General features: G+C 38.2%; 21 protein-coding genes. 20 read left to right on the top strand and 1 reads right to left on the bottom strand.

Going from position 1 to position 22,897, the window contains the following annotated elements:
• The first annotated feature begins 43 nt into the window (after positions 1-43).
• From QPK98_RS06745 to QPK98_RS06770, 6 genes are all read left to right on the top strand, one after another.
• Entirely contained in the window at positions 44-604 is a 561-nt protein-coding gene (locus QPK98_RS06745; RefSeq protein WP_310992337.1) for an L-threonylcarbamoyladenylate synthase, read from the top strand.
• A gap of 151 nt (positions 605-755) precedes the next feature.
• A complete protein-coding gene (locus tag QPK98_RS06750) occupies positions 756-893 on the top strand; it encodes a GxxExxY protein (protein WP_310992338.1) in 138 nt (45 codons plus the stop codon).
• 596 nt (positions 894-1,489) lie between these two features.
• Positions 1,490-2,920 carry a CCA tRNA nucleotidyltransferase gene (locus tag QPK98_RS06755; protein WP_310992340.1) on the top strand — a complete coding sequence of 477 codons (1,431 nt, stop codon included), beginning with the start codon at positions 1,490-1,492 and terminating at the stop codon, positions 2,918-2,920.
• A gap of 127 nt (positions 2,921-3,047) precedes the next feature.
• Complete coding sequence (locus QPK98_RS06760) at positions 3,048-4,067, top strand: COX15/CtaA family protein (RefSeq protein WP_310992341.1); 1,020 nt, start codon at positions 3,048-3,050, stop codon at positions 4,065-4,067.
• 77 nt (positions 4,068-4,144) lie between these two features.
• Positions 4,145-4,669: an IS1096 element passenger TnpR family protein gene (locus QPK98_RS06765; protein WP_310992342.1), complete on the top strand. Its 525-nt coding sequence runs from the start codon at positions 4,145-4,147 to the stop codon at positions 4,667-4,669.
• 75 nt (positions 4,670-4,744) lie between these two features.
• Positions 4,745-5,803 carry a nucleoid-associated protein gene (locus tag QPK98_RS06770; protein ID WP_310992343.1) on the top strand — a complete coding sequence of 353 codons (1,059 nt, stop codon included), beginning with the start codon at positions 4,745-4,747 and terminating at the stop codon, positions 5,801-5,803.
• A 91-nt stretch (positions 5,804-5,894) separates the two neighbouring features.
• Here QPK98_RS06770 and recQ read toward each other — a convergent pair whose 3' ends face one another.
• The gene (recQ, locus tag QPK98_RS06775; RefSeq protein ID WP_310992345.1) at positions 5,895-8,087 is read right to left on the bottom strand and encodes a DNA helicase RecQ; all 2,193 of its coding nucleotides are present in this window, start codon (positions 8,085-8,087) and stop codon (positions 5,895-5,897) included.
• A gap of 201 nt (positions 8,088-8,288) precedes the next feature.
• Between recQ and QPK98_RS06780 the strand changes: the two genes are divergently transcribed.
• The 14 genes from QPK98_RS06780 (at position 8,289) to mnmA (ending at position 22,863) form a co-directional block, all read left to right on the top strand.
• Positions 8,289-9,254 (top strand): KpsF/GutQ family sugar-phosphate isomerase, encoded by a 966-nt coding sequence (locus tag QPK98_RS06780; RefSeq protein WP_310992346.1) that lies wholly within the window; start codon positions 8,289-8,291, stop codon positions 9,252-9,254.
• Positions 9,254-10,090 carry a twin-arginine translocase subunit TatC gene (gene tatC, locus QPK98_RS06785; RefSeq protein WP_310992348.1) on the top strand — a complete coding sequence of 279 codons (837 nt, stop codon included), beginning with the start codon at positions 9,254-9,256 and terminating at the stop codon, positions 10,088-10,090. Before QPK98_RS06780 ends, tatC begins: the two co-directional genes overlap by 1 nt.
• Positions 10,091-10,142: 52 nt before the next feature.
• Positions 10,143-10,496, top strand: a complete 354-nt coding sequence (locus tag QPK98_RS06790; RefSeq protein ID WP_310992350.1) for a carboxymuconolactone decarboxylase family protein — start codon at positions 10,143-10,145, stop codon at positions 10,494-10,496.
• An 85-nt stretch (positions 10,497-10,581) separates the two neighbouring features.
• Positions 10,582-11,322 carry an LPS export ABC transporter ATP-binding protein gene (gene lptB / locus QPK98_RS06795; RefSeq protein ID WP_310992351.1) on the top strand — a complete coding sequence of 247 codons (741 nt, stop codon included), beginning with the start codon at positions 10,582-10,584 and terminating at the stop codon, positions 11,320-11,322.
• A 120-nt stretch (positions 11,323-11,442) separates the two neighbouring features.
• Positions 11,443-12,972, top strand: coding sequence for a glutamine-hydrolyzing GMP synthase (gene guaA, locus QPK98_RS06800; RefSeq protein ID WP_310992353.1), 1,530 nt, complete (start codon positions 11,443-11,445; stop codon positions 12,970-12,972).
• 15 nt (positions 12,973-12,987) lie between these two features.
• On the top strand, positions 12,988-14,922 hold the full coding sequence (locus QPK98_RS06805; RefSeq protein WP_310992354.1) for a LysM peptidoglycan-binding domain-containing protein: 1,935 nt from the start codon (positions 12,988-12,990) through the stop codon (positions 14,920-14,922).
• Positions 14,919-15,323, top strand: a complete 405-nt coding sequence (locus QPK98_RS06810; protein ID WP_310992355.1) for an OsmC family protein — start codon at positions 14,919-14,921, stop codon at positions 15,321-15,323. Before QPK98_RS06805 ends, QPK98_RS06810 begins: the two co-directional genes overlap by 4 nt.
• Positions 15,324-15,376: 53 nt before the next feature.
• The gene (locus tag QPK98_RS06815) at positions 15,377-15,907 is read left to right on the top strand and encodes a DUF922 domain-containing protein (RefSeq protein WP_310992356.1); all 531 of its coding nucleotides are present in this window, start codon (positions 15,377-15,379) and stop codon (positions 15,905-15,907) included.
• A complete protein-coding gene (locus QPK98_RS06820) occupies positions 15,891-16,121 on the top strand; it encodes a DUF3820 family protein (RefSeq protein ID WP_310992357.1) in 231 nt (76 codons plus the stop codon). The genes QPK98_RS06815 and QPK98_RS06820 overlap by 17 nt, the downstream gene beginning before the upstream one ends.
• 190 nt (positions 16,122-16,311) lie before the next feature.
• Positions 16,312-16,881 carry a spermidine synthase gene (locus QPK98_RS06825; protein ID WP_310992358.1) on the top strand — a complete coding sequence of 190 codons (570 nt, stop codon included), beginning with the start codon at positions 16,312-16,314 and terminating at the stop codon, positions 16,879-16,881.
• Between the two features lie 128 nt (positions 16,882-17,009).
• Entirely contained in the window at positions 17,010-18,629 is a 1,620-nt protein-coding gene (gene pyrG, locus QPK98_RS06830) for a CTP synthase (protein ID WP_310992359.1), read from the top strand.
• 154 nt (positions 18,630-18,783) lie between these two features.
• The gene (gene yidC, locus QPK98_RS06835) at positions 18,784-20,670 is read left to right on the top strand and encodes a membrane protein insertase YidC (protein ID WP_310992360.1); all 1,887 of its coding nucleotides are present in this window, start codon (positions 18,784-18,786) and stop codon (positions 20,668-20,670) included.
• A 216-nt stretch (positions 20,671-20,886) separates the two neighbouring features.
• Complete coding sequence (locus QPK98_RS06840) at positions 20,887-21,582, top strand: toxin-antitoxin system YwqK family antitoxin (RefSeq protein WP_310992361.1); 696 nt, start codon at positions 20,887-20,889, stop codon at positions 21,580-21,582.
• Between the two features lie 78 nt (positions 21,583-21,660).
• A complete protein-coding gene (gene mnmA / locus QPK98_RS06845) occupies positions 21,661-22,863 on the top strand; it encodes a tRNA 2-thiouridine(34) synthase MnmA (protein WP_310992362.1) in 1,203 nt (400 codons plus the stop codon).
• Positions 22,864-22,897 lie beyond the last annotated feature (34 nt).

Below are 22,897 nucleotides of genomic sequence, written 5' to 3' on the forward strand. Positions count from 1 at the left end.
AGACAACATTTCAACCAAAAAAGAATTGAGAAAAACCCTTGTTATGAAAAACGAAATTGAAAACGCATTAACTGTTTTAAAAAAAGGAGGCCTCATTCTATACCCCACCGATACTGTTTGGGGCATTGGCTGCGATGCCACCAATGCAGATGCGGTAGAAAAAGTATTTCAGCTTAAAAAAAGAAGTGACAAAAAATCTTTGATCTGCCTGGTAAGCGATTTCAAAATGCTCAATGAATATATTCAAGACGTCCCCGAAGTAGCTTATGACATTCTGAAATATGCCAAAAAACCTACTACTATTATTTATGACGACCCCATTCGCGTAGCGGAAAATATAATAGCTGCAGACAACTCGCTTGCTATCAGGGTGGCAAAGGATGAATTTTGCAAAAAGCTAATTAGAAAGTTCCGAAGACCCATTGTTTCAACCTCAGCCAATTTTTCCGAAGCAAAAACACCGCGAAGTTATACCGAAATAGACCCTTTAATTTTGGGGGGCGTGGACTATGTTGTAAATTTGCAGCACGAAAAAAAATCTGGGAAACCGTCGGCAATTATCAAGTTGGGGAATAATGGAAGCGTCAAGGTTATTCGGAAATAAATAGTGCCACGAATGCACGAATGAAGTTGAAATATGAGAAAATAAAAATGTACACTAATGTTTGAGAATTAAATAAATTAAGATTGCGAAAAATAAGAATGAATAGTGATATTTTAAACGAGAATAATTAATCCTATAGAATTAAAATATTATGAATAACATAATCTACAAAGAAGAAAGTTATAATATAATAGGGTGCTTATTTGAGGTGCATAATAATCTTGGAGGTGGCTTTTCTGAAATAGTGTATAAAGATGCGCTAGAGTATGAATTATTTAAAAATATCTAGATGTAAACTTGCCCTTTTAATCAATTTTCATCGAGATGTTTTAAAGTATAAAAGAATCGTGTTTTAAGTTATTGAGTAATCCTAAACACAAAACAATTTTTTATGATAATTCACTTAATTTTAAAAAACACATCGAAAATAGGAAAATTACCCATCAATTTTAGTCTAAAAACCATTCATGACAATTCTCTTTTAGGATTAATATAAAAAATATTCGTGCATTAGTGGCAAACCAAATGACAAAACAAACTTATAAAAAGAAGTAATCATTCATCTATGTTGGTATAAAAAAGGATTCGTAACAATTCACTTTTTAAGAAACACAAAAAAATATTCGTGCATTAGTGGCAAACCAAATGACAAAACAAACTTATAAAAAGAAGTAATCATTCATCTATGTTGGTATAAAAAAGGATTCGTGACAATTCTCTTTTTAAGAAACACAAAAAAATATTCGTGCATTAGTGGCAAACCAAATGACAAAACAAACTTATAAAAAGAAATAATCATTCATCTATGTTAGTATAAAAAAGGATTCGTGACAATTCTCTTTTTAAGAAACACAAAAAAATATTCGTGCATTCGTGGCAAACCAAATGACAAAACAAACTTATATATCTGCTTTAGAAAACCCAATTTTTAGAACTATTTCTAAAGCGGCTTCAAACCTAAACCTTGAGAGCTATGTAATTGGCGGCTACGTTCGCGACTATATTTTAGATCGTGGCAAGGCCAAAGACATTGATATTGTTGCAGTGGGCAGCGGGATTGACCTAGCCAAGGAAGTTGCAAACCTCTTACCGGGAAAACCTAAAGTTTCCGTATTTAAAACCTACGGCACCGCCATGTTAAAAACTGGCGGCATTGAACTTGAGTTTGTAGGGGCACGAAAAGAATCGTATTCCGAAGAAAGCAGAAATCCCGCGGTGGAAAACGGCACTTTAGAAGACGATCAAAACCGAAGGGATTTTACTATAAATGCGCTAGCACTCAGTTTAAGCAGTGATAACTATGGAGAATTATTAGATCCGTTTAACGGAATTCAAGACCTTCAGAAAAAAATAATCCGAACCCCGTTAGATCCCGATATTACATACAGCGATGACCCTTTGCGGATGATGCGTGCCATTCGGTTTGCAACCCAGTTGGATTTTAAGATTGAAAATGAATCCTTAAAAGCTATTACGCGAAATTCAAAACGCATAAAGATTATTTCAAAAGAGCGAATTGTTGTTGAACTGAATAAAATATTGCTTTCAAACGTACCTTCCAAAGGCTTTGCACTGCTGCATAAAACTAGATTATTAGGATATATTTTACCCGAATTAGTTGCCTTACAAGGTGTTGACGAGAAAGAAGGACAAACTCATAAAGATAACTTTTGGCATACCTTGGAGGTGGTTGATAATATTTCAAAAACCACTGATAATCTTTGGTTGCGATGGGCAGCATTGCTTCACGATATAGGAAAAGCCCCAACAAAAAAGTTTGATAAAAAGTTGGGGTGGACGTTTCACACTCACGAATTTGTGGGCGCAAAAATGGTGTACAAGCTTTTTAAACGTCTTAAAATGCCACTAAACGACAAAATGAAATTTGTTCAAAAAATGGTATTGATGAGCTCCCGCCCTATTGTTTTGGCTAGTAATGTTACAGATAGTGCGGTACGAAGGTTAATTTTTGACGCTGGTGAATATGTAGAAGATCTAATGACGCTCTGTGAAGCAGATATCACAACAAAAAATCCAAAGAAATACAAAAGATACCACGCCAACTTTCAATTGGTTCGCAATAAGATTGTAGAGGTAGAAGAGCGCGACCAAGTTCGAAATTTCCAACCTCCAGTTTCGGGCGAGGAAATTATGAAAACCTTTAATTTAAAGCCTTCAAGAGAAATAGGCATCATTAAAGCTGCTATAAAGGAAGCAATTCTTGAAGGTGAAATCCCTAATGAATACGAAGCTGCAAAAGAGTTTATGTTGAAAAAAGGAAGCGAAATTGGATTAATAGCAGGGAATAGTGATTGAGGGTATTAAAAAAACTCAACCATAAAGGAAACAATGATTTACACAAAGAACACAAAGAGAAAATTTAAAAGCTTTGCGGACTTTGCCGTTAAAAATGTATAAGTATTAAAATTTAATTTGTGAAGCTGTGGCAAATAAAGACAACAAAAAAGTGATCTATTGGCTCTTAACTGGCTGTTTATTGATTTTTATTATGGTAGTGGTCGGCGGAATTACGCGGCTTACCCATTCGGGGCTTTCTATTTCCAGCTACAAATTGATTTCTGGGAGCATTCCGCCCTTAAATGAAGCCGAATGGATTGCCGAATTTGAGCATTATAAACAATTTCCTGAATATCAAAAACTTCATAATCATTTTGATTTAGAAGATTTTAAGGATATTTATTTCTGGGAATATATCCACAGGGTGCTGGGGAGGTTGTTAGGAATTATTTTTATTATTCCGTTTTTATATTTCCTTTTCAAAAAACAGCTTACCAAACCAACGGTTAAAAAAGCTATAATTTTACTATTCCTTGGAGGGTTTCAAGGCTTTCTGGGCTGGTATATGGTAAAAAGCGGGTTAATTGATAGGCCCAGTGTAAGTCATTATAGGCTTGCCATGCACTTAACTACTGCTTTTCTAACTTTTGCATATACGTTCTGGGTGGCTTTAGACTTGTGGTACCCTGTTAAGAAAGAGGTTGACAAACATTTTAGAAACATCATAAGAGTTGGTTTGGGCGTGCTTATTGTTCAAATTATTTGGGGTGCTTTTGTTGCCGGATTGGACGCCGGTTGGATTCACAACTTTTGGCCCATGATGAGCGACGGCAAATGGATACACGAAACGGTTACCACAGAACAAGTTCCCGTTTGGCGAAACTTTATAGAAGGAAAGAGCGGCGTACAATTTGTGCATCGCTACTTGGCGTATATTGTGGTAGCGGTAATCTTTTATATTTGGTACAAAGCGCGAAAAATGCAGCTAACGGTTCCGCAGAAAAACGGCATTAACCTATTATTGATTTTAGTGCTTGTACAATTTACCTTAGGGGTTTTTACACTTTTATACCAAGTACCTGTAACATTGGGCGTTTTACACCAAGTAACTGCGTTTTTTCTATTGGCAGGAATGACTTTTGTATTACACCGATTTTCTAAATAATACATTGGCAAAAGACAAAACTGACCCTAAAAACTGTTTCCTTTTTAATACCTTTGCAGTCCAAAATTTTTAAAAAAATGATTTACCGTTTTAGAGTAATACTTGATACGCACGAAGACGTTTTTCGCGACATAGAGATAAAAGCTTCCGATACTTTGGAGGATCTTCACAATGCTGTTATCCAGTCATTTGGTTTTGACGGGCAGGAAATGGCTTCCTTTTACCTGAGCAACGAACTTTGGGAAGAAGGAGAGGAAATATCATTGTTTGACGTAAGTGACGAGGAAGGAGGCATTCGCCTAATGAATGAAACCTCACTGGAAGATGTGGTTGACGAAAAGAATACACGCATGCTCTACGTTTACGATTTCTTAAACATGTGGACGTTTATGATAGAATTGGGCGATATTGTACAAGCTGAAGAAGGTGTTTTATATCCTAATTTAATGTATGTAGAAGGACAAGTGCCTGATGAGGCTCCGGAAAAAGAATTCATCTCAGAAAAAATTGACGGTGACGATGATGATGATGACTTAGATATAGATTACGATCTAGACCCAGAAGACTACGGCGATTTAGATTTTGATGAAAACTGGAACTAGATTCAGTAGTCAGTAGTCAGTGTCAGTGTCAGTAGTCAGTAAAAAACTCATAACTCTTAACTCATAATTATATAGATGATCAATCTTTTTTCTACCCAAATTGAGTCCCTTTCCATTCATAGAGTGGGAAATAAAAGTCGAAATGAAGCTATTTTCCTTTCGGAAGCACCTTATAAAATGGATGATGAAATTACGCCGTTATTAAAAGAGTTCTTTCTAAAGCCATTTCGAGAGAAAGAAGAAAACTATTTTCATTTTTCGCATGAAGCAGATTTAGAATTCCACGAGCTATACAACAGCGCCAACAATATTTTTGATGCCCCAGAAAACATTCATGAGGAAAGCAGAAAGATTGCCAGTTATCTGTTCAACCAATCTGAGCACCCACATATTAAAAGCGGTGAAGTTTATGTGGCATATCTAGAAGGCGTACAGTTAGACAATGTAAAAATGGACGCCATTGGAATATTCAAAAGTGAGGTAAAGCAGGATTTTCTTCAGTTTTCAGAAGAAGGCAATCAGCTTGATGCAATGCTTCAGCATGGGGTAAGTCTCAATAAACTGGATAAAGGTTGTCTAATTTTTAATTCGGAAAGAGAATTAGGCTATAAAATTCTTTCGGTAGACAGCAACCGTTATGATACGCGTTATTGGCTTGAAAGCTTTCTAGGTGTTGAGGCACTTGCCGATGACAATTTTCACACTAAAAAATACCTCAAGTTCTGCCAAGATTTTGCTAAAGACGTTGTTTTACCAGCGGAAGATAAAAAGGAAGAGGTTATGTTTATGAACCGAGCCGTAAACCACTTTGCCAAAAACGATACTTTTGAAGAGTCAGCGTTTATGAACGAGGTTATTGACAACCCAGACTTTTTACCGGAATTCCAGCATTATAAAACCGAAAAAGCGCCTAAATACAAGATTGAGGATCTAACTACTTTCCCAATTGCAAACACAGCTGTTACTGCCGCTAGAAAAAAGATTAAAAACATTATTAACCTTGACACCAACATCCAGATAAAAATGGATTTCATTAACCCGGAAAGCGCCGATAAGTTTGTTGAAAAAGGTTGGGATGAAGAAAAGCAAATGTATTACTATTTGGTATACTTCAATAAGGAGCAGAAAAGTTAGATGTTAATTTAATCGTTTGTGGTTTGTAGTTAGTCCATGCCTAAATAACATTGACAAACTACAAACCACTGATTAACCGGAACATCAAAAACTAATTACCTACTTCGCTAATAAACTTAATACGATAAAGCCGAAGTTCCTCTTCTTCATAGTCACCATCAAACTCTTCTAAAGCCTCTTCTATTTTATCGGTTTCGGCTTCTAAAAAATAATCGTGAACCTCCTCTTGCTGGTCTTCGTCTAACACCTCATCTACCCAATAGTCTATATTAAGTTTGGTACCACTATAAACAATAGCTTCCATTTCTTTTATAAACTCAGGCATTTCAAGACCTTTGGCATCAGCAATATCAGGGAGAGCAAGTTTTCTGTCAACATTCTGAATAATATACAGCTTTAAGGAGCTGTTGCTTCCTGTAGATTTTACCACAAAGTCTTCTGGTCTAATGATATCGTTTTCCTCAACATATTCTTGTATCAGCTTTAAGAAAGACTTACCATATTTTTTAGCTTTCCCCTCACCCACGCCGTGAACATTGGATAGTTCGTTCATTGTAATCGGGTATTTGAGTGCCATGTCTTCTAGGGAAGGTTCCTGAAAAATAACAAACGGCGGTAAATCTAAGTCGTGCGCTACCTTTTTTAGTTGTGCTTTTAGCAGTTTAAACAGTTTTTCATCGGCTACTTCACCACCTTTGCTGGGGCCTGCAACTACATCGTCATTGGCGTCTTTAAAGGAATGGTCTTCCGTCATCATAAATGATGTTGGCGATTTTATAAATTTTCTCCCTTTTTCCGTTAGATGGATTACACCGTAGGTTTCTATATCTTTTTTAAGGTAGCCTGCCACCAATAACTGGCGTAAAAGAGCCATCCAGTAGGCGGCGTCTTGTGAAGCTCCCGAACCAAAATAGGTTTGGGAATCTGTGCGGTGCGATTTAATTAGTGCGTTTGCTTTCCCGATCAAGACATTTACAACCTCCTTACTTTTATATTGTTCATTGGTTTTTTCAACTACGTCCAATAATTTTTTGGCACTGTCTTTTGCTTCGTGTTTTTTCTTCGGAAACCGCATATTATCATCCATCATTCCGCCCTCGCCAGTTTCCGTATCAAATTCTTCTCCAAAATAATGAAGAATAAATTTTCTACGCGAAATAGAGGTCTCTGCAAAAGCAACCACCTCTTGTAATAATGCGTGGCCAATTTCTTGTTCCGCGACTGGCTTCCCACTCATAAACTTTTCAAGTTTTTCTATATCCTTATAACTATAAAATGCAAGGCAATGCCCCTCGCCGCCATCTCTTCCCGCGCGTCCGGTTTCCTGGTAATAGCTCTCTATACTTTTAGGAATGTCATTATGAATAACAAAGCGAACATCTGGCTTATCTATTCCCATCCCGAAAGCGATGGTAGCCACGACCACATCGGTATCTTCCATCAAAAACATATCTTGATGTTTTACACGCGTCTTGCTATCCAGTCCAGCATGATACGGCACGGCTTTTATACCATTTACTTGTAAGGCTTGGGCAAGCTGCTCCACTCTCTTTCGGCTTAAGCAATAAATAATTCCACTTTTACCCTCATTTTGTTTTACAAAACGAATAATATCTGCATCTACGTTCTTAGTTTTCGGGCGTATTTCGTAATAGAGATTCGGGCGGTTAAAAGAAGCCTTGAAGGTATTGGCATCTGGCATTCCCAAGTTTTTAAGAATATCTTCCTGTACTTTTGGAGTAGCGGTAGCTGTTAATCCAATAATAGGAATATCATCACCAATTCTTTCAATAATACGTTTAAGGTTTCGGTATTCTGGCCTAAAGTCGTGCCCCCATTCGCTTATACAATGCGCTTCGTCTATGGCCATAAACGAAATTTTCTGGGTTTGCAGAAAATTAACGTATTCTTCCTTGGTAAGTGATTCGGGCGCTACATAAAGCAGTTTTGTTACGCCTGAGTCTATATCACTCTTCACTTTTTTAACCTCAGTTTTATTGAGTGATGAGTTTAACACGTGTGCAACTCCTTCTTCCGAAGAAAGAGCACGTAGTGCATCAACTTGGTTTTTCATTAATGCTATCAATGGCGAAACTACAATTGCAGTTCCTTCCTGCATAAGTGCGGGAAGTTGATAGCAGAGTGATTTTCCGCCTCCTGTAGGCATAACCACAAATGTATTATTACCCTCAAGAATGCTTTTTATAACCTCTTCTTGTAGGCCTTTAAAGCGAGTAAATCCAAAATGTTTTTTTAGAGCTGCGTAAATATCAATATCTCCCACGCGTTTAGAGTTTTTATGAGTTATTCAGTTTTAGCCAACAATATATTGTTTTACAAGTTAACAGTTGTAATTTTGCAACCTTATTAAGTTGTCCACATCTTAATTAGAGAATACCTAATAGTAAGATTCTGAATTGAATTAATTCCATTCTAAATATACTAATTTCTGAAACAGTTACAAACATTCAAAAGCAATTAAGTTTTGAACAAGCAAGATAGAATTATTTCGGTAGCGAAAAAAACCATAGAAACTGAGAGCAAAGCAATTGCAAGACTTGTCGATTTGGTAGATGAGGAATTTGCTGGCGCAGTTGATTGCATATACCATTCTAAAGGAAGGGTAATTGTTACCGGTATCGGCAAAAGTGCCAACATTGCCACCAAAATTGTAGCAACTTTAAACTCTACCGGAACACCTTCCATATTTATGCATGCCGCAGATGCAATTCATGGCGACTTAGGCACTATTCAAGAAAATGACACCGTAATCTGCATTTCAAAAAGCGGAAACACTCCAGAAATTAAGGTTCTTGTACCTTTAATTAAGGGGATGGAGATTAAATTGATTGCCATTACGGGCAATCGCGACTCCTTTTTAGGGCAGCAAGCAGATTTTGTTATGAACGCTCATGTAGAGAAAGAAGCCTGCCCCAATAATTTAGCACCAACAACCAGTACAACTGCACAATTGGTAATTGGCGATGCCTTGGCCATGTCACTTTTAGATCTACACGGCTTTTCAAGTAAAGATTTTGCACGTTTTCATCCAGGCGGATCCTTAGGAAAAAAGTTATATTTACGAGTCAGTAATTTAACTTCATTAAACGAAAAACCACAAGTAAGCCCTGACACCGATCTAAAGGACGTTATTATTGAAATTTCTGAAAAAATGTTGGGTGTAACGGCGGTAGTTGAAAACGAAACCATTGTAGGTATTATTACAGACGGCGATTTACGTAGAATGTTAACTAAATCTGATAGCTTTGCAGGCCTGACCGCTAAGGATATTATGACTCAAAATCCTAAGCGTATAGCAAATAACGCCATGGCTGTTGAAGCTATGGAAATGATGGATAAATACGGTATAACACAGGTTTTAGCTGAAGACAATGGTAAATATAGCGGTGTAGTCCATATTCATAATCTCACCAAAGAGGGAATTATTTAATGAAAAAAAAGAATCCGGAACCCGAAAAAGAAATGTCCTTCCTAGATCATCTGGAAGAATTGCGTTGGCATCTTGTGCGCGCCACGCTAGCCGTAGTAATTTTGGGCGTTATAGCCTTTATTTTTAAAGGCTTTATTTTTGACATTTTAATTTTTGGCCCTACACGGCCAGAATTTGCCACCTATGCAATATTTTGTGACATCTCTCGCGCCATGGGGATGGACGCTTTCTGCTTTCAGGAAATGCCGTTTAAAATTCAGAGCAGGACCATGGCAGGACAGTTTTCGGCGCACATGTGGACCTCTATTTATGCAGGGATAATCGTGGCATTTCCTTATATTCTTTACGAATTTTGGAGGTTTATCAGCCCCGGTTTAAGAGAGAACGAAAGAAAATCTAGTCGTGGCTTTATCGTGATTGCTTCATTTCTTTTCTTTACAGGAGTTTTGTTTGGATATTACCTAATTACCCCGTTAAGTATCAATTTTTTAGGAAATTACCGCGTAAGTGAAGATGTTATAAACCAATTTGATATCGGTAGCTATATTTCGCTGGTACGAACCTCTGTACTTGCTTGTGGTATTATATTTGAACTGCCAATCTTAATGTATATTCTAACTAAAATTGGTTTGGTAACTCCTGAAATCCTTCGAAAATACAGAAAATTCGCCTTAATAATTGTATTGGTGCTTTCCGCAGTTATTACTCCACCAGATATTGTAAGCCAAATAATAGTCGCTATTCCAATAATTATTCTATATGAAGTGAGTATTCGTATTTCAAAAGTTGTCATTAAGAATCAGGAGAAAGAGGAAAGAAAAAGAAAAGCGCAATAATACCGGGCAGCAATGAATCTTTTAAAGGGGTGATCTTAAAAACTAAGAACTTATGAAAAACAATCAGACGGAGGAATTTAACGTATATCGGGAAAAAATGAACAAGAAGATGCTTGCGGAGAACAACAAGATCATCAAGCGCATGTTTAATTTAGACACGAACGCATATATGGAAGGTGCGCTTTCCAAAAAAACCAAAGAGCTTCTCGGGCTGGGAAATTCATTGGTATTAAGATGTGATGATTGTGTGCGTTATCATTTAGAAGAATGCTATAAACTTGGTCTTTCCAAAGAAGAAGTTGTTGAAGGAATGAGCATCTCCTTATTAATTGGCGGCACGATTGTAATTCCGCATTTACGAAGAGCTTTTGAGTATTGGGAAGCATTAGAAGGTCAAAACCAATAAACACTTACGCGTACGAAGACGTTAATAATTAATATCTTCGTAATCTGAACAGTCATCGGGTGTTATCAAAACCATAAGTTGAAAAATGAAACTAAAAGCTGAAAATCTTATAAAATCCTATAAAGGCCGAAAGGTTGTAAAAGGCATCACCGTGGAAGTAAACCAAGGGGAAATCGTTGGTTTATTGGGCCCAAACGGAGCCGGTAAAACCACTTCATTCTATATGATCGTAGGCTTGATAAAACCAAACGGCGGCAGGATCTTTTTAGAGGGTACAGAAATTACCAAATACCCCATGTACAAGCGCGCCCAAAACGGAATTGGCTACTTGGCGCAGGAAGCTTCGGTATTTAGAAAGTTAAGTGTTGAGGATAATATTTTAAGCGTGCTACAACTCACCAAGCTTTCAAAAAAAGAACAGCACGACAAAATGGAATCACTTATTGAGGAGTTTGGTCTGGGGCATATTCGTAAAAACCGAGGCGATCTTTTAAGCGGTGGCGAAAGACGACGAACAGAGATTGCACGCGCCCTTGCAACCGACCCGCATTTTATTCTTTTAGACGAACCTTTTGCAGGGGTAGATCCCGTTGCGGTTGAAGATATCCAGCGTATTGTGGCGCAGCTTAAAAATAAAAACATCGGTATTCTTATTACCGATCACAACGTACAGGAAACCCTGGCCATTACAGATAGAACCTACTTAATGTTTGAAGGGAGCATCCTTAAACACGGCATCCCCGAAGAGCTTGCGGCAGATGAAATGGTTCGGAAAGTGTATCTAGGCCGGAATTTTGAACTTCGGAAGAAAAAACTGGAGTTTTAAACCGTGTTATCTTAGCTGTATTGAAGGGTATTTTAAACAAAAAGGCTTCTGTTGAAAAACCGATGAAAAATTTCCATTGTAACACTTGACCCACCTTATATATTTAAAGTATTTTTGCTTATGCAAAATAATGTCCTCATTTTAGATTTTGGATCGCAGTTTACCCAATTAATCGCCAGACGCGTGCGGGAACTGAATATTTACTGCGAAATCCACCCCTACCACAAAATTCCAGAAAACCTTGAGCCTTTTAAGGCCGTAATCCTCTCCGGGAGTCCGTTTTCCGTTCGTGCCGAAGATGCGCCTCATCCAGATCTTTCACAGATTCGTGGCCATAAACCACTTTTGGCAGTTTGCTATGGCGCTCAATATTTGGCACATTTTAACGGCGGAAGTGTAGAAGCCTCCAACATTCGCGAATATGGTAGGGCAAAACTTTCTATGATTAAAGCCGAAGAGCCTTTCTTTACCGATATTCCCGAAAACACAAATGTTTGGATGAGCCACGGAGACACCATCGCCAAACTTCCTGAAAATGGTGTGCGATTGGCCAGTACGGTAGATGTGTTAAATGCAGCCTATAGAATTGACGGGGAAGAAACCTATGCCATTCAATTTCATCCTGAGGTTTACCACACCACTCATGGAAAACAATTGCTTGAAAACTTTTTAGTTAAAATTGCCAATGTAGAGCAGTCTTGGACGCCTGCAGCTTTTGTTGACACTACAGTTGAAAGCTTAAAAAATCAAATTGGCGACGGCAAAGTAGTTCTAGGTTTAAGTGGCGGCGTAGATTCTACGGTTGCTGCTATTCTTTTGCATAAAGCAATTGGTAAAAACCTGTATTGCATCTTTGTCAATAATGGTTTGCTTCGTAAAAATGAATTTGATAGCGTCTTGCACCAATATAAAGACATGGGCTTAAACGTAAAAGGTGTGGATGCCTCTTCACGATTTTTAGACGCCTTGCGAAACGAAGTTGACCCCGAAAGAAAACGTAAAGCTATTGGCAATGCGTTTATTGAGGTTTTTGATGATGAAGCACACCAGCTTACCGGTGTTGATTGGCTTGGACAAGGTACTATTTATCCAGATGTTATTGAAAGCGTTTCGGTAAACGGACCTTCGGTTACTATAAAAAGCCATCACAACGTAGGTGGCCTGCCAGATTTTATGAAACTAAAGATTGTGGAGCCTTTGCGTATGCTTTTTAAAGACGAAGTGCGCCGCGTAGGGAAAGAAATGGGCATAGACCCAGAGCTGTTGGGAAGACATCCATTTCCGGGTCCCGGACTTGCAATTAGGATACTGGGCGATATTACCGCAGAAAAAGTACGTATCTTACAAGAAGTTGATGCTATTTTTATCAACGGCCTAAAACAGTGGGACCTATATGATAAAGTCTGGCAAGCGGGAGCAATCCTGCTTCCCGTAAATAGCGTTGGAGTTATGGGCGATGAACGGACCTATGAAAAAGTGGTCGCTTTACGCGCGGTAGAATCTACTGATGGAATGACGGCAGATTGGGTAAATCTTCCGTATGAATTTCTACAAGAAGTGAGCAATAATATAATAAACCGTGTAAAAGGCGTTAATAGAGTAGTCTATGACATTAGCTCTAAACCGCCTGCTACTATTGAATGGGAGTAATACAAATTTGAAGCTATGTTTAACAAACCTAAAAAATCGATTATCCGTATGTTGAAATGTTTGGTCTATGCTTCCGTAATCTTACTACTTGTAGTTAGTTGCGGTTCTGCGGCACAACAGAAGTACCAAAGCCACGCCGTTCAAAAAGGCGAAACGGTGTATAGCATAGCTAAAGATTATGGTGTTTCTGAAAGTGTAATTTACAACCTAAACCCTGACACAAGAGACGAATTAAAGGTAAACAGCATACTCATTGTTCCTTCAAATAATGTGATTAGCTCGGGCTCTAGCGACAAAGGTTTTCGCAAGCATCGGGTAAAACGAAAAGAAACCCTCTATAGCATTGCAAAAATGTACAATGTAAGCATGGAGGATATCAAAAAATTAAACAAAGAGCTGTATTCCCGAAGTCTTAGAAAAGGAGAGCTTTTAATTATTCCCCCTACCCAAGCGGCTACAGAAATTAGCGACTCTGATACCGGCGTTTTACTGCCAGGAACGCAGAAATATACCGTTCAGGCAAAAGAAACCAAGTTTGGAATTGCGAGAAGGTTCGGTATTTCCATTGCTGAGTTGGAGGACTTAAACCCAGGCATAAAAGATGGGTTAAAAGTAGGAGCAAGTATCGTGGTTCCAGAGAAAACAAAAATTGAAGAAGATGAAATTGACACTGAAGATTTCACTTATTACGAAGTAGAGCCAAAAGAAGGATTTTATAGATTAAAGGTTAAGTTTGGTCTCTCAAAAGAAGAGATTATAGCATTAAACCCTTATGCCAAAGAAGGCCTAAAAGATGGAATGGTTTTAAAGCTACCAAAAAATGGAGCTGTAGCTACAACTGAGGAGTTTTCTGAAATTAATCTCGAAAACCGTATTAATAATAAGAAGATGAAAACGGTGGCGCTAATGCTTCCGTTACGATTGGAGCGCAGCCAAGGCGAATCAGATGAAGCGGATAAAGATTTGGTTCAAAAAGACCCCACCCTACGCGTAGCTTTAGACTTTTACAGCGGTGCCTTAATGGCGGCAGAATTTGCAAAAGACAAAGGTATTCCTGTTACCTTAAACGTTTTTGACACCGAGAAAAATGAAAGCAAGGTTTCTTCTATTATAACAAACAACAATCTTAAAAACGCAGATGCAGTTATTGGCCCGTTGCTTCAAAAAAATGTGGAAAAGGCTTCAAGGTTATTGAAAAGAGACAATGTCCCTGTTTTTTCGCCTTTGAGTAATAGAGATATGGCTATGAGTGCGAATCTTTTTCAGACCCTTCCTACAAATTCAGTGCTTGAGAAAATAATGCTTCAATATTTGGCAACCCATTCATTCGGAAAAAATGTAATTGTTATTTCTGACTCAAAAAGAGCTAAGCAAAGTGCTTTAATTAAAAAAGCAATTCCATCGGCAGTCATGGTATCGGCACGCGGTGAAGGGTATCTTAAGGAAAGTGACATAACTGGAGTAGCTTCCGAAGGCATGGAAAACTGGGTTATTCTTGAATCGGAAAACCCTATTTTAGTAAGCAGTTCGGTAAATGTATTGGCAGCAATGCCATCAAACTACAACATGCGCTTATTCACTTTAGACCGTAATGAAGCCTACGAATGGCACGAGGTTTCCAGTAGTAGGTTGGCAAAATTAAATTTCACCTTTCCATCGGTAAACCGAAATTTCTCTGAGGAAGATCGCAAGCCTTTTTTAACCAGTTATAAAAACAAATACGGAGTACTCCCCAACCGATATGCAATTCGTGGTTTTGATGTTACTTATGATATATTGCTTCGTTTGGCTTCAGAAAAAAATATTTATGATGCCATACTTCCGGAAAAGGAAACAGCATATATAGAAAATAAGTTTCGTTATCAGCAATCCGATTCTGAAGGCTATTGCAACGAGGCCGCTTACATCTTAAAATACAACGAAGAACTTAAATTTGAAGTAGTACAATGAGCACCTCAAAAGTAACTTACCTAGGGAAGCTTCGCACCGAAAACGAACACCTAAAATCTGGAAACACCTTTATTACCGATGCCCCAACTGATAATAATGGGAAAGGAGAAGCCTTTTCACCTACAGATACAGTAGCAACCGGGCTTGCCAACTGCATGATTACAGTTATGGGGATCAAAGCACAAAACATGGATGTAAACATGGACGGCACAACGGCAATGGTAACCAAGACGATGGCTGCAGAGCCGCGCCGTATTTCTAAAATTGAAATTGTTTTAAATCTTCCTTCTGGGATAGATGAAAAGTCAAAGAAAATACTTGAAAACACAGGTAAAACCTGCCCCGTTATGCAGAGCCTTCATCCAGATATTGAAAAAGTAATTGTGTTTAATTGGGGGTAAACTTAGATTCTAAACGGGGAGTAAAAATGAATTATTTTTAAGGTTCGGTCCTAATGAAACTACTGCTTGCCTTTTTATGTACTATTTTATTCTTTCCGCAGTCCGATTCTAAAAAAATACCGTGGAATGAAAATAAAAAGCTCACTTGGGAAGACTTTCAGGGAACACCCATACCGAGTGCAAACTTTGTAGCGAGTACAAATACGGGCATTAGTTTTCAATATTCTTATTCTTTAAAAAATGGCGATGTATCTGTAGAATATACTGTTGCCAGCTTTTTTTATCCTGAAAAATCTTGGTTTCAGCCCGGTAAGGTAAATCAACATATTTTGAACCACGAGCAAGCACATTTTGATATTTCGGAATTGCACGCACGAATACTTCGGAAAAACCTTGCCGATAAAACTTACACAAAAAAAGTAAAGTCTGAAATTGAAGGCATTTATAGAAAAGTAGAGCAAGAACGTCGTGCCATGCAAGTAAGGTTCGATGCTGAAACCGATCATTCACGAAACGTGGAAAAGGAAGCTCTATGGGAAAAACAAATTGCAAAACAGCTAGTAAATTATGAATCTTGGAAGTAGTCCAGACCCGAAGCACTTAATTGAGCTCGCCAATTATAAAATGCCGTTTGGAAAATACGAAGGCTATTATTTGGTGCATATTCCTGAGTACTATTTTGTCTGGTTTAAACAGAAAGGATTCCCAGATGGAAAATTAGGCCGAATGATGGCCGAAATGTATGAGCTGAAATTAAACGGACTTGAAGGTTTGTTAAAGAAGCTCATAAGAAAATAGGGTGTTGGCAGGCTCAGCAAGCTTTAAAATGAGCTGATTAAGTTGACCAATGTTGTTTCGAGTTTTTCAAAAACCAATAAATTAAATTAAACTGAAAAAGCTTCTTAGTTATTTCTGGCCCAGTACGCGACGTTTCTCTTCGGAAATAAACGGCAGCTTAGAAGTTACCTACGTTAACGGCAAAAAGATTTTGGATACCAAAAACGCCAATTACTCCTACGGTTCGCTTCAAAAAATACTGGAAATTGGGCTGACAAATGTAGGGCTACAGTCGGTTGAAAACTTATTGCTTCTAGGTATGGGCGGCGGCAGTGTTATAAAATCGCTTCGGGAAACTTTTGAATACAAAAACAATATTGTTGCAGTTGAAATTGACCCCGAAGTCATAAGACTTGCCAAGAATGAATTTGGTATTTCCGCTTCAGAAAAACTTCAGATTGTTCAAGAAGATGCCTTTGAATATGTAAAAACCTTCAACTCATCTGCTGGTACAGAAGAAAAATTTCAGCTTATCATCATCGACTTGTTTATTGATTTAAACGTCCCTCCTGTTTTTTTTGAGAAGGAATTTTGTCAAAACGTTTCATCTCTACTTCAAAAGAACGGATTTATCATTTTTAATGTCGGCGTCAATCTCGATAAAAATTCTGATGTTGTTGAAAAGCTTATAGCCAATTTAGGAAATGATTTTGATTTCAAAACCCTTACAAAAGTAAATGGCACGAATACCTTACTGATTGCGCAAAGAATTAATATCTAAAAATCATTGGTATAGCTTAATTAACTTTGACAAAGTTCTAAACTTTGTCAAAGTTTAGAAGTTTATCAAAGTTTCAACAATAAAAATGTACCTTTGCACCCCGTATAAACATTTCAGCAGAGGCATTCATGAGCACTACAAAATACATCTTCGTTACGGGCGGGGTTTCATCATCATTAGGAAAAGGAATTATAGCTGCATCGCTGGCCAAACTACTTCAGGCCAGAGGCTACCGCGTTACTATTCAGAAATTAGATCCATACATAAACGTGGATCCCGGCACCATGAATCCGTATGAACACGGCGAGTGTTATGTTACCGATGATGGCGCCGAGACCGATCTAGATCTTGGGCATTACGAACGCTTTCTGAATGTAACTACTTCACAAGCCAATAACGTAACCACTGGCCGGATCTACCAAAGTGTAATAGAAAAAGAACGTCGTGGGGAGTTTCTTGGAAAAACCGTACAGGTAATTCCACACATCACAAATGAAATTAAGGAACGCATACAGTTGCTCGGAAAAACGGACGACTACGATATAATCATTACCGAAATTGGCGGTACCGTGGGCGATATTGAATCATTACCCTATATTGAAGCAGTGCGACAACTAAAATGGGAAATGGGCGATGACAATGCCTTGGTCATTCATCTTACCCTTGTGCCCTATCTTTCTGCCGCAGGCGAATTAAAAACAAAGCCTACACAACACTCTGTAAAGACCTTAATGGAGAGTGGAATTAGAGCCGATGTTCTGGTATGTAGAACTGAGCATCAGCTTTCTGAAGAATTAAAAAGGAAACTGGCACTTTTCTGTAATGTAAAGGAAGAGGCGGTAATTCAATCTATTGATGCCTCTACAATTTACGACGTGCCTAATATGATGCTTCAAGAAGGTTTAGACAAGGTAACCCTTAAGAAACTAAATTTAAAAGACACCGAAAAACCAGACCTAACACAGTGGAACCAATTTTTAAAACGGCATCAAAATCCGAAGGGTGAAGTTAGAATTGGTCTTATTGGGAAGTACGTTGAGCTCCAGGACAGTTATAAATCTATTCTTGAATCGTTTATCCATGCTGGTGCGGAGAATGAAGTAAAAGTAAAGGTAGAATATATAAATTCTGAACTTATTAATGCAAAGACTATTGGCAGAAAACTCTCAAAGCTCGATGGCATTTTAGTTGCTCCCGGTTTTGGAGAGCGCGGTATTGAAGGAAAAGTTGCTGCGGTACAATACGCCCGAGAAAACAATTTACCATTTTTAGGTATTTGTCTGGGTATGCAAATGGCAGTAATTGAGTTTGCCCGAAATGTGCTCAAGTTAAAAGATGCCAATAGCACCGAAATGAACCCAGAAACCCCTGATCCCGTTATTAGCATGATGGAGGATCAAAAAAACATTACTGATATGGGCGGCACGATGCGTTTGGGGTCTTGGACTTGTAACTTAAAGGAAAACAGCATTGTAAGCAAGGTTTACAAATCAAATAGCATAGCGGAACGTCACCGCCACCGTTATGAATTTAATAATAAATATCTTGAGCAGTTTGAAGCTGAAGGACTGGTTGCAACTGGTGTAAATCCTGAAACGGGATTAGTGGAAATTATTGAAATCCCCACGCATCCTTGGTTTGTAGGCGTACAATACCACCCTGAGTATAAAAGTACGGTTGCTAATCCGCATCCATTGTTTGTTGCTTTTGTAAAAGCCGTGCACGATCATGCAACCGAAAGAAAGTAAGACAATTTGGCGGATTGCCTAAAAAAGGAGGGATTCTTGTTAAAACAAAATCCTCCTACAAGGTCTTAAGACCATGTATAAAATTAAAACCAAAGCTTCCGAAAGAATTTTCGGAATTTATTAAAACGATTGCGAAATAAGCTCGCAACATAGTATGGAAGAAAAGAAATTCGATTTTAACTCACTTATTGGCTTTTTATTAATTGGAGGAATCCTGATATGGATGCTTTTCCTAAACAAACCTAGTGAGGAGGAAATTCAGGCTGAAAAAGCAAAAACAGAAGCTGCTGCAAAGGAGGCTGCTGAAGCAGAAAAAAAGGCAACAGACATAACATTGGCTGATGCCACAACAGATACTGTAAACGCGATAAGCGCATCAGATTCATTAGCTTTTGAAAACTTAAAAAACAAATTAGGTTCTTTTGCGTACTCAGGAACACTTCCTTCGGCAAGCGATGAAGTTACTGTTTTGGAAAATGATGTGCTTTATCTAGAAGTTAGTAATAAAGGAGGATATATTTCTGAAGCTCGATTAAAGAATTTCACAAAATTCGATTCCGTTCCTATTTATCTTATAAAAGATGGAAACGCCTCATTAAACCTTCAGTTTTCAGCAGAAAATAGATCCTTAAACTCAAAAGATCTTTACTTTGAGCCTACCTTGAGCAAAAACGGAGAGGACCACGTGCTTTCCATGAAGCTTAAAACCTCTGAGCATGGCTATATTGAATACAGATACGCCTTGCATCCGGGAGAGTATATGATGGATTTTAGTATTAACAGCCAAGGCTTGGACAATATTATAAGCACATCAGAACCTATGTATTTAGACTGGAAGCTTAAAGGGTATCGTCATGCAAAAAGTATCTCATACGAAAACAGATATACCCGTTTAACATATGAATATGACGGCGAGAAACACTCAAAATTATCTGCCGGAAGCGACGACACAGAATTGGAAAAAGATGTTGTTTGGATGAACTTCCGTCAGCATTTCTTTAGTTCAATGTTGTTGACAGACACTCCGTTTAAAGAGGTTACCCTTAGCTCTGAAAATCTTGTTCACGATGAAGAGATTGACACTGTTTACACAAAAAAATACGGTGCAAAAATACTTTTAGAGCCTAAAGGAGGAGCAATATCGCATAACATGAATATGTATTACGGCCCGTCAGACTACCAAATATTTAAGGAGTACGGTCGTAACCTAGACGAGGCAATGCCATTGGGATGGGGAATTTTTGGAATGATAAACAAATATCTCATTATTCCATTATTTGCTTTTTTAACCGATTTCCTTCCTGCAGGAATTGCAATTATCGTTTTAACGGTTCTGATAAAACTCTTGTTGTCGCCTGTTCAATACAAGCAGTATCTGGCGCAAGCAAAAATGAAAGTTTTAAAGCCTGAAATGGATGAGATAAAGGCGAAGTACAAAGACAACAAGCTTAAAATTCAGCAAGAAACAATGAAGCTGCAAAACTCGGCTGGCGCTAGTCCGCTAAAGGGTTGTTTGCCGGCCTTATTGCAGATTCCTGTGTTTTACGCGTTGTTTACATTCTTCCCCTCGGCTTTTGATTTGCGCCAAAAGAGTTTCCTTTGGGCAGATGACCTCTCTAGTTATGACAGCATTGCTGACTTGCCATTCCACATACCTTTTTACGGAAGCCACGTTAGTTTATTTCCAATATTAGCCTCTATCGCTATCTTCATTTATATGATGATGACCACTGGCCAAAGCATGCAACAGCAGCAGCAACCGGGAATGCCAAACATGAAGTTTATAATGTATCTTTCACCCTTGTTTATGTTGGTATTCTTTAACAACTATGCGAGTGGACTGTCATTATACTACTTTATTTCAAACTTGATTACCATTGGTATCATGCTTGTTATCAAAAACTTTATCATTGATGAGGATAAAATTCACGCTAAAATCCAAGTAAAAAAGGCAAAACCGAAGAAGCAGAATAAGTTTCAGCGTAAAATGGCTGAAATGATGGAGCAAGCTGAAGAACAAAAAAGAGCAGGTAAAAAATAAGCCATTACAAAAGCTGATAAAGAGCCTCCCCTATTTTCAAGAGTCGCGTTCGCATCAAAATTATTTCGGCATGCCGAAAAGAAAGCGAAATTAATTTTACGCAGCTTGGAGAAGCTTCTATCAGGAAGTTATAGCTATAGAACAATACAATATTCCTTCGGCAATAAAATAGATTTTAGATAGAATCGTTATCTAAGCTGACAAATGAATGAATAAATGAAAAGACTTTCTATTCTTTATTTCTTGGGATTATTTTTCTTGTGTACCAATGCTTTTTCACAAAGTGAAATAAACCAAGTTGACGCACAAGGAAAGCGTCATGGTGTATGGCAAAAAACCTATCCCGGAACCGACCAATTGCGTTATAAAGGCACTTTTAAACACGGAAAGGAAGTTGGCGTGTTTAAGTTTTATTGTGCTGAATGTAAAGACAAGCCTTTTGTTATTAAAGAGTTTAATGACAGTAATTCCGTGGCACATGTAAAGTATTTTACCATCAAGGGCAAATTGGTCAGTGAAGGAAAAATGCAAGGTAAAAACCGTATTGGCGAATGGGTTTACTATCATGAAAAATCTAAGAACGTAATGACGCGCGAGCATTACGAAAACGGTAAACTTCAAGGAAAAACCACCGTGTATTATCCTAACGGCAAAATAACCGAAGAGACAACGTATAAAAACGGCTTAAAGAACGGTGAAGACAACTACTTTTCGCCAGAAGGTGTGCTGCTAAAGCAATTAATCTACAAAAACGACGAACTGCACGGAGATGCAGTTTATTATGACGCCCATGGTAATGTAAGTATTTCTGGCTCCTATAAAAACGGCAAAAAACACGGGCTTTGGAAGCATTATAAAGACGGAAAAGTAGTTTTGGAAGAGACTTTTCCTAAACCAAAGAAAAAACAGTAGCTTATTTGGTAAGGCTTCCCAGTAACTTCCGACCACCATATTTTAAAAGTATTTTATCTTTGCATTTTTATTGAGATTATGAAAAAACGAGTAGTTGTTGGATTAAGTGGAGGCGTTGATTCTAGCGTTGCAGCCTATCTTTTAAAAGAGCAGGGTTATGATGTTATCGGTCTTTTTATGAAAAATTGGCACGATGATTCTGTTACCATTTCAAATGAATGCCCTTGGTTGGAAGATAGCAACGATGCTATGCTTGTTGCCGAAAAACTGGGTATTCCATTTCAAACTGTAGATTTAAGCGAAGAATACAAAGAGCGAATCGTTGACTATATGTTTCGGGAGTACAAGATGGGGCGCACGCCAAACCCAGACGTATTGTGCAACCGCGAGATAAAGTTTGATGTTTTTATGAAAATCGCCCTAAACCTAGGCGCAGATTTTGTAGCTACAGGCCATTATTGCCGTACATCCACTTCGCTAAGAACCCACAATGGACAAGAGACTGAAATTCATCATCTGCTTGCTGGAAAAGATCAAAACAAGGATCAGTCTTACTTTTTATGCCAGCTTTCGCAAGAACAACTTTCCAAAACGCTTTTCCCTATTGGGGAACTATTAAAGTCTGAGGTTCGGAAAATAGCCTCAGAGCAAAATTTGATTACTGCTGAAAAACGCGATTCGCAAGGATTGTGTTTTATAGGAAAGGTAAGGCTTCCTGATTTTCTTCAGCAGAAATTAGCACCAAAAGACGGCGTAATTATAGAGGTACCTGCAAGTTTTTCCGAATACAAAAGAAGTGCGCCAGCGTTTACTTCCGAAGAAGAAAAACTCAAATATCTTACCACTAGACGCAAATATACTAGGGTAGATGGAAAACAAGTGGGAGTACATCACGGCGCCCATTATTTCACCAATGGCCAGCGGAAAGGCTTAGCCGTTGGAGGTATGAAGGAGCCACTTTTTGTGATCGCAACCGATGTTGATGAAAACGTAATTTATACAGGCCAGGGAAAGTCGCATCCAGGATTATACGGCAAGGGTGTTTATGTTAAAAAGGATGAAATTCATTGGGTTCGCGAGGATTTAGTGCTTAAAGAAGATGAAAAAATGGAAGTTATGGCACGAATTCGCTATAGACAGCCTTTAGAAAAAGCAGTTTTACACCGTACATTTTCGGGACTTTATATTATCTTTGAAAATCCACAAACCGCGATTACCGAGGGACAATTTGTTGCTTGGTACGATGGTTCCGAATTACTTGGAAGTGGTGTTATTTCTTAACCCCTATTTATGGTACAAGCTTTGCACCTTTTTT

Source organism: Aequorivita marina (genome assembly GCF_031631895.2).
Taxonomy (GTDB): domain Bacteria; phylum Bacteroidota; class Bacteroidia; order Flavobacteriales; family Flavobacteriaceae; genus Aequorivita; species Aequorivita marina.

Bases quoted from the DNA above. Each gene is read 5' to 3' on its own strand.
- mnmA (WP_310992362.1), top strand. From the start codon at position 21,661: ATGAAAAAACGAGTAGTTGTTGGATTAAGTGGAGGCGTTGATTCTAGC.
- QPK98_RS06750 (WP_310992338.1), top strand. From the start codon at position 756: ATGAATAACATAATCTACAAAGAAGAAAGTTATAATATAATAGGGTGC.
- lptB (WP_310992351.1), top strand. From the start codon at position 10,582: ATGAAACTAAAAGCTGAAAATCTTATAAAATCCTATAAAGGCCGAAAG.
- QPK98_RS06745 (WP_310992337.1), top strand. From the start codon at position 44: ATGAAAAACGAAATTGAAAACGCATTAACTGTTTTAAAAAAAGGAGGC.
- QPK98_RS06815 (WP_310992356.1), top strand. From the start codon at position 15,377: ATGAAACTACTGCTTGCCTTTTTATGTACTATTTTATTCTTTCCGCAG.
- QPK98_RS06840 (WP_310992361.1), top strand. From the start codon at position 20,887: ATGAAAAGACTTTCTATTCTTTATTTCTTGGGATTATTTTTCTTGTGT.
- QPK98_RS06790 (WP_310992350.1), top strand. From the start codon at position 10,143: ATGAAAAACAATCAGACGGAGGAATTTAACGTATATCGGGAAAAAATG.
- QPK98_RS06755 (WP_310992340.1), top strand. From the start codon at position 1,490: ATGACAAAACAAACTTATATATCTGCTTTAGAAAACCCAATTTTTAGA.
- guaA (WP_310992353.1), top strand. From the start codon at position 11,443: ATGCAAAATAATGTCCTCATTTTAGATTTTGGATCGCAGTTTACCCAA.
- QPK98_RS06770 (WP_310992343.1), top strand. From the start codon at position 4,745: ATGATCAATCTTTTTTCTACCCAAATTGAGTCCCTTTCCATTCATAGA.
- yidC (WP_310992360.1), top strand. From the start codon at position 18,784: ATGGAAGAAAAGAAATTCGATTTTAACTCACTTATTGGCTTTTTATTA.
- pyrG (WP_310992359.1), top strand. From the start codon at position 17,010: ATGAGCACTACAAAATACATCTTCGTTACGGGCGGGGTTTCATCATCA.
- QPK98_RS06810 (WP_310992355.1), top strand. From the start codon at position 14,919: ATGAGCACCTCAAAAGTAACTTACCTAGGGAAGCTTCGCACCGAAAAC.
- QPK98_RS06820 (WP_310992357.1), top strand. From the start codon at position 15,891: ATGAATCTTGGAAGTAGTCCAGACCCGAAGCACTTAATTGAGCTCGCC.
- QPK98_RS06765 (WP_310992342.1), top strand. From the start codon at position 4,145: ATGATTTACCGTTTTAGAGTAATACTTGATACGCACGAAGACGTTTTT.
- tatC (WP_310992348.1), top strand. From the start codon at position 9,254: ATGAAAAAAAAGAATCCGGAACCCGAAAAAGAAATGTCCTTCCTAGAT.
- QPK98_RS06805 (WP_310992354.1), top strand. From the start codon at position 12,988: ATGTTTAACAAACCTAAAAAATCGATTATCCGTATGTTGAAATGTTTG.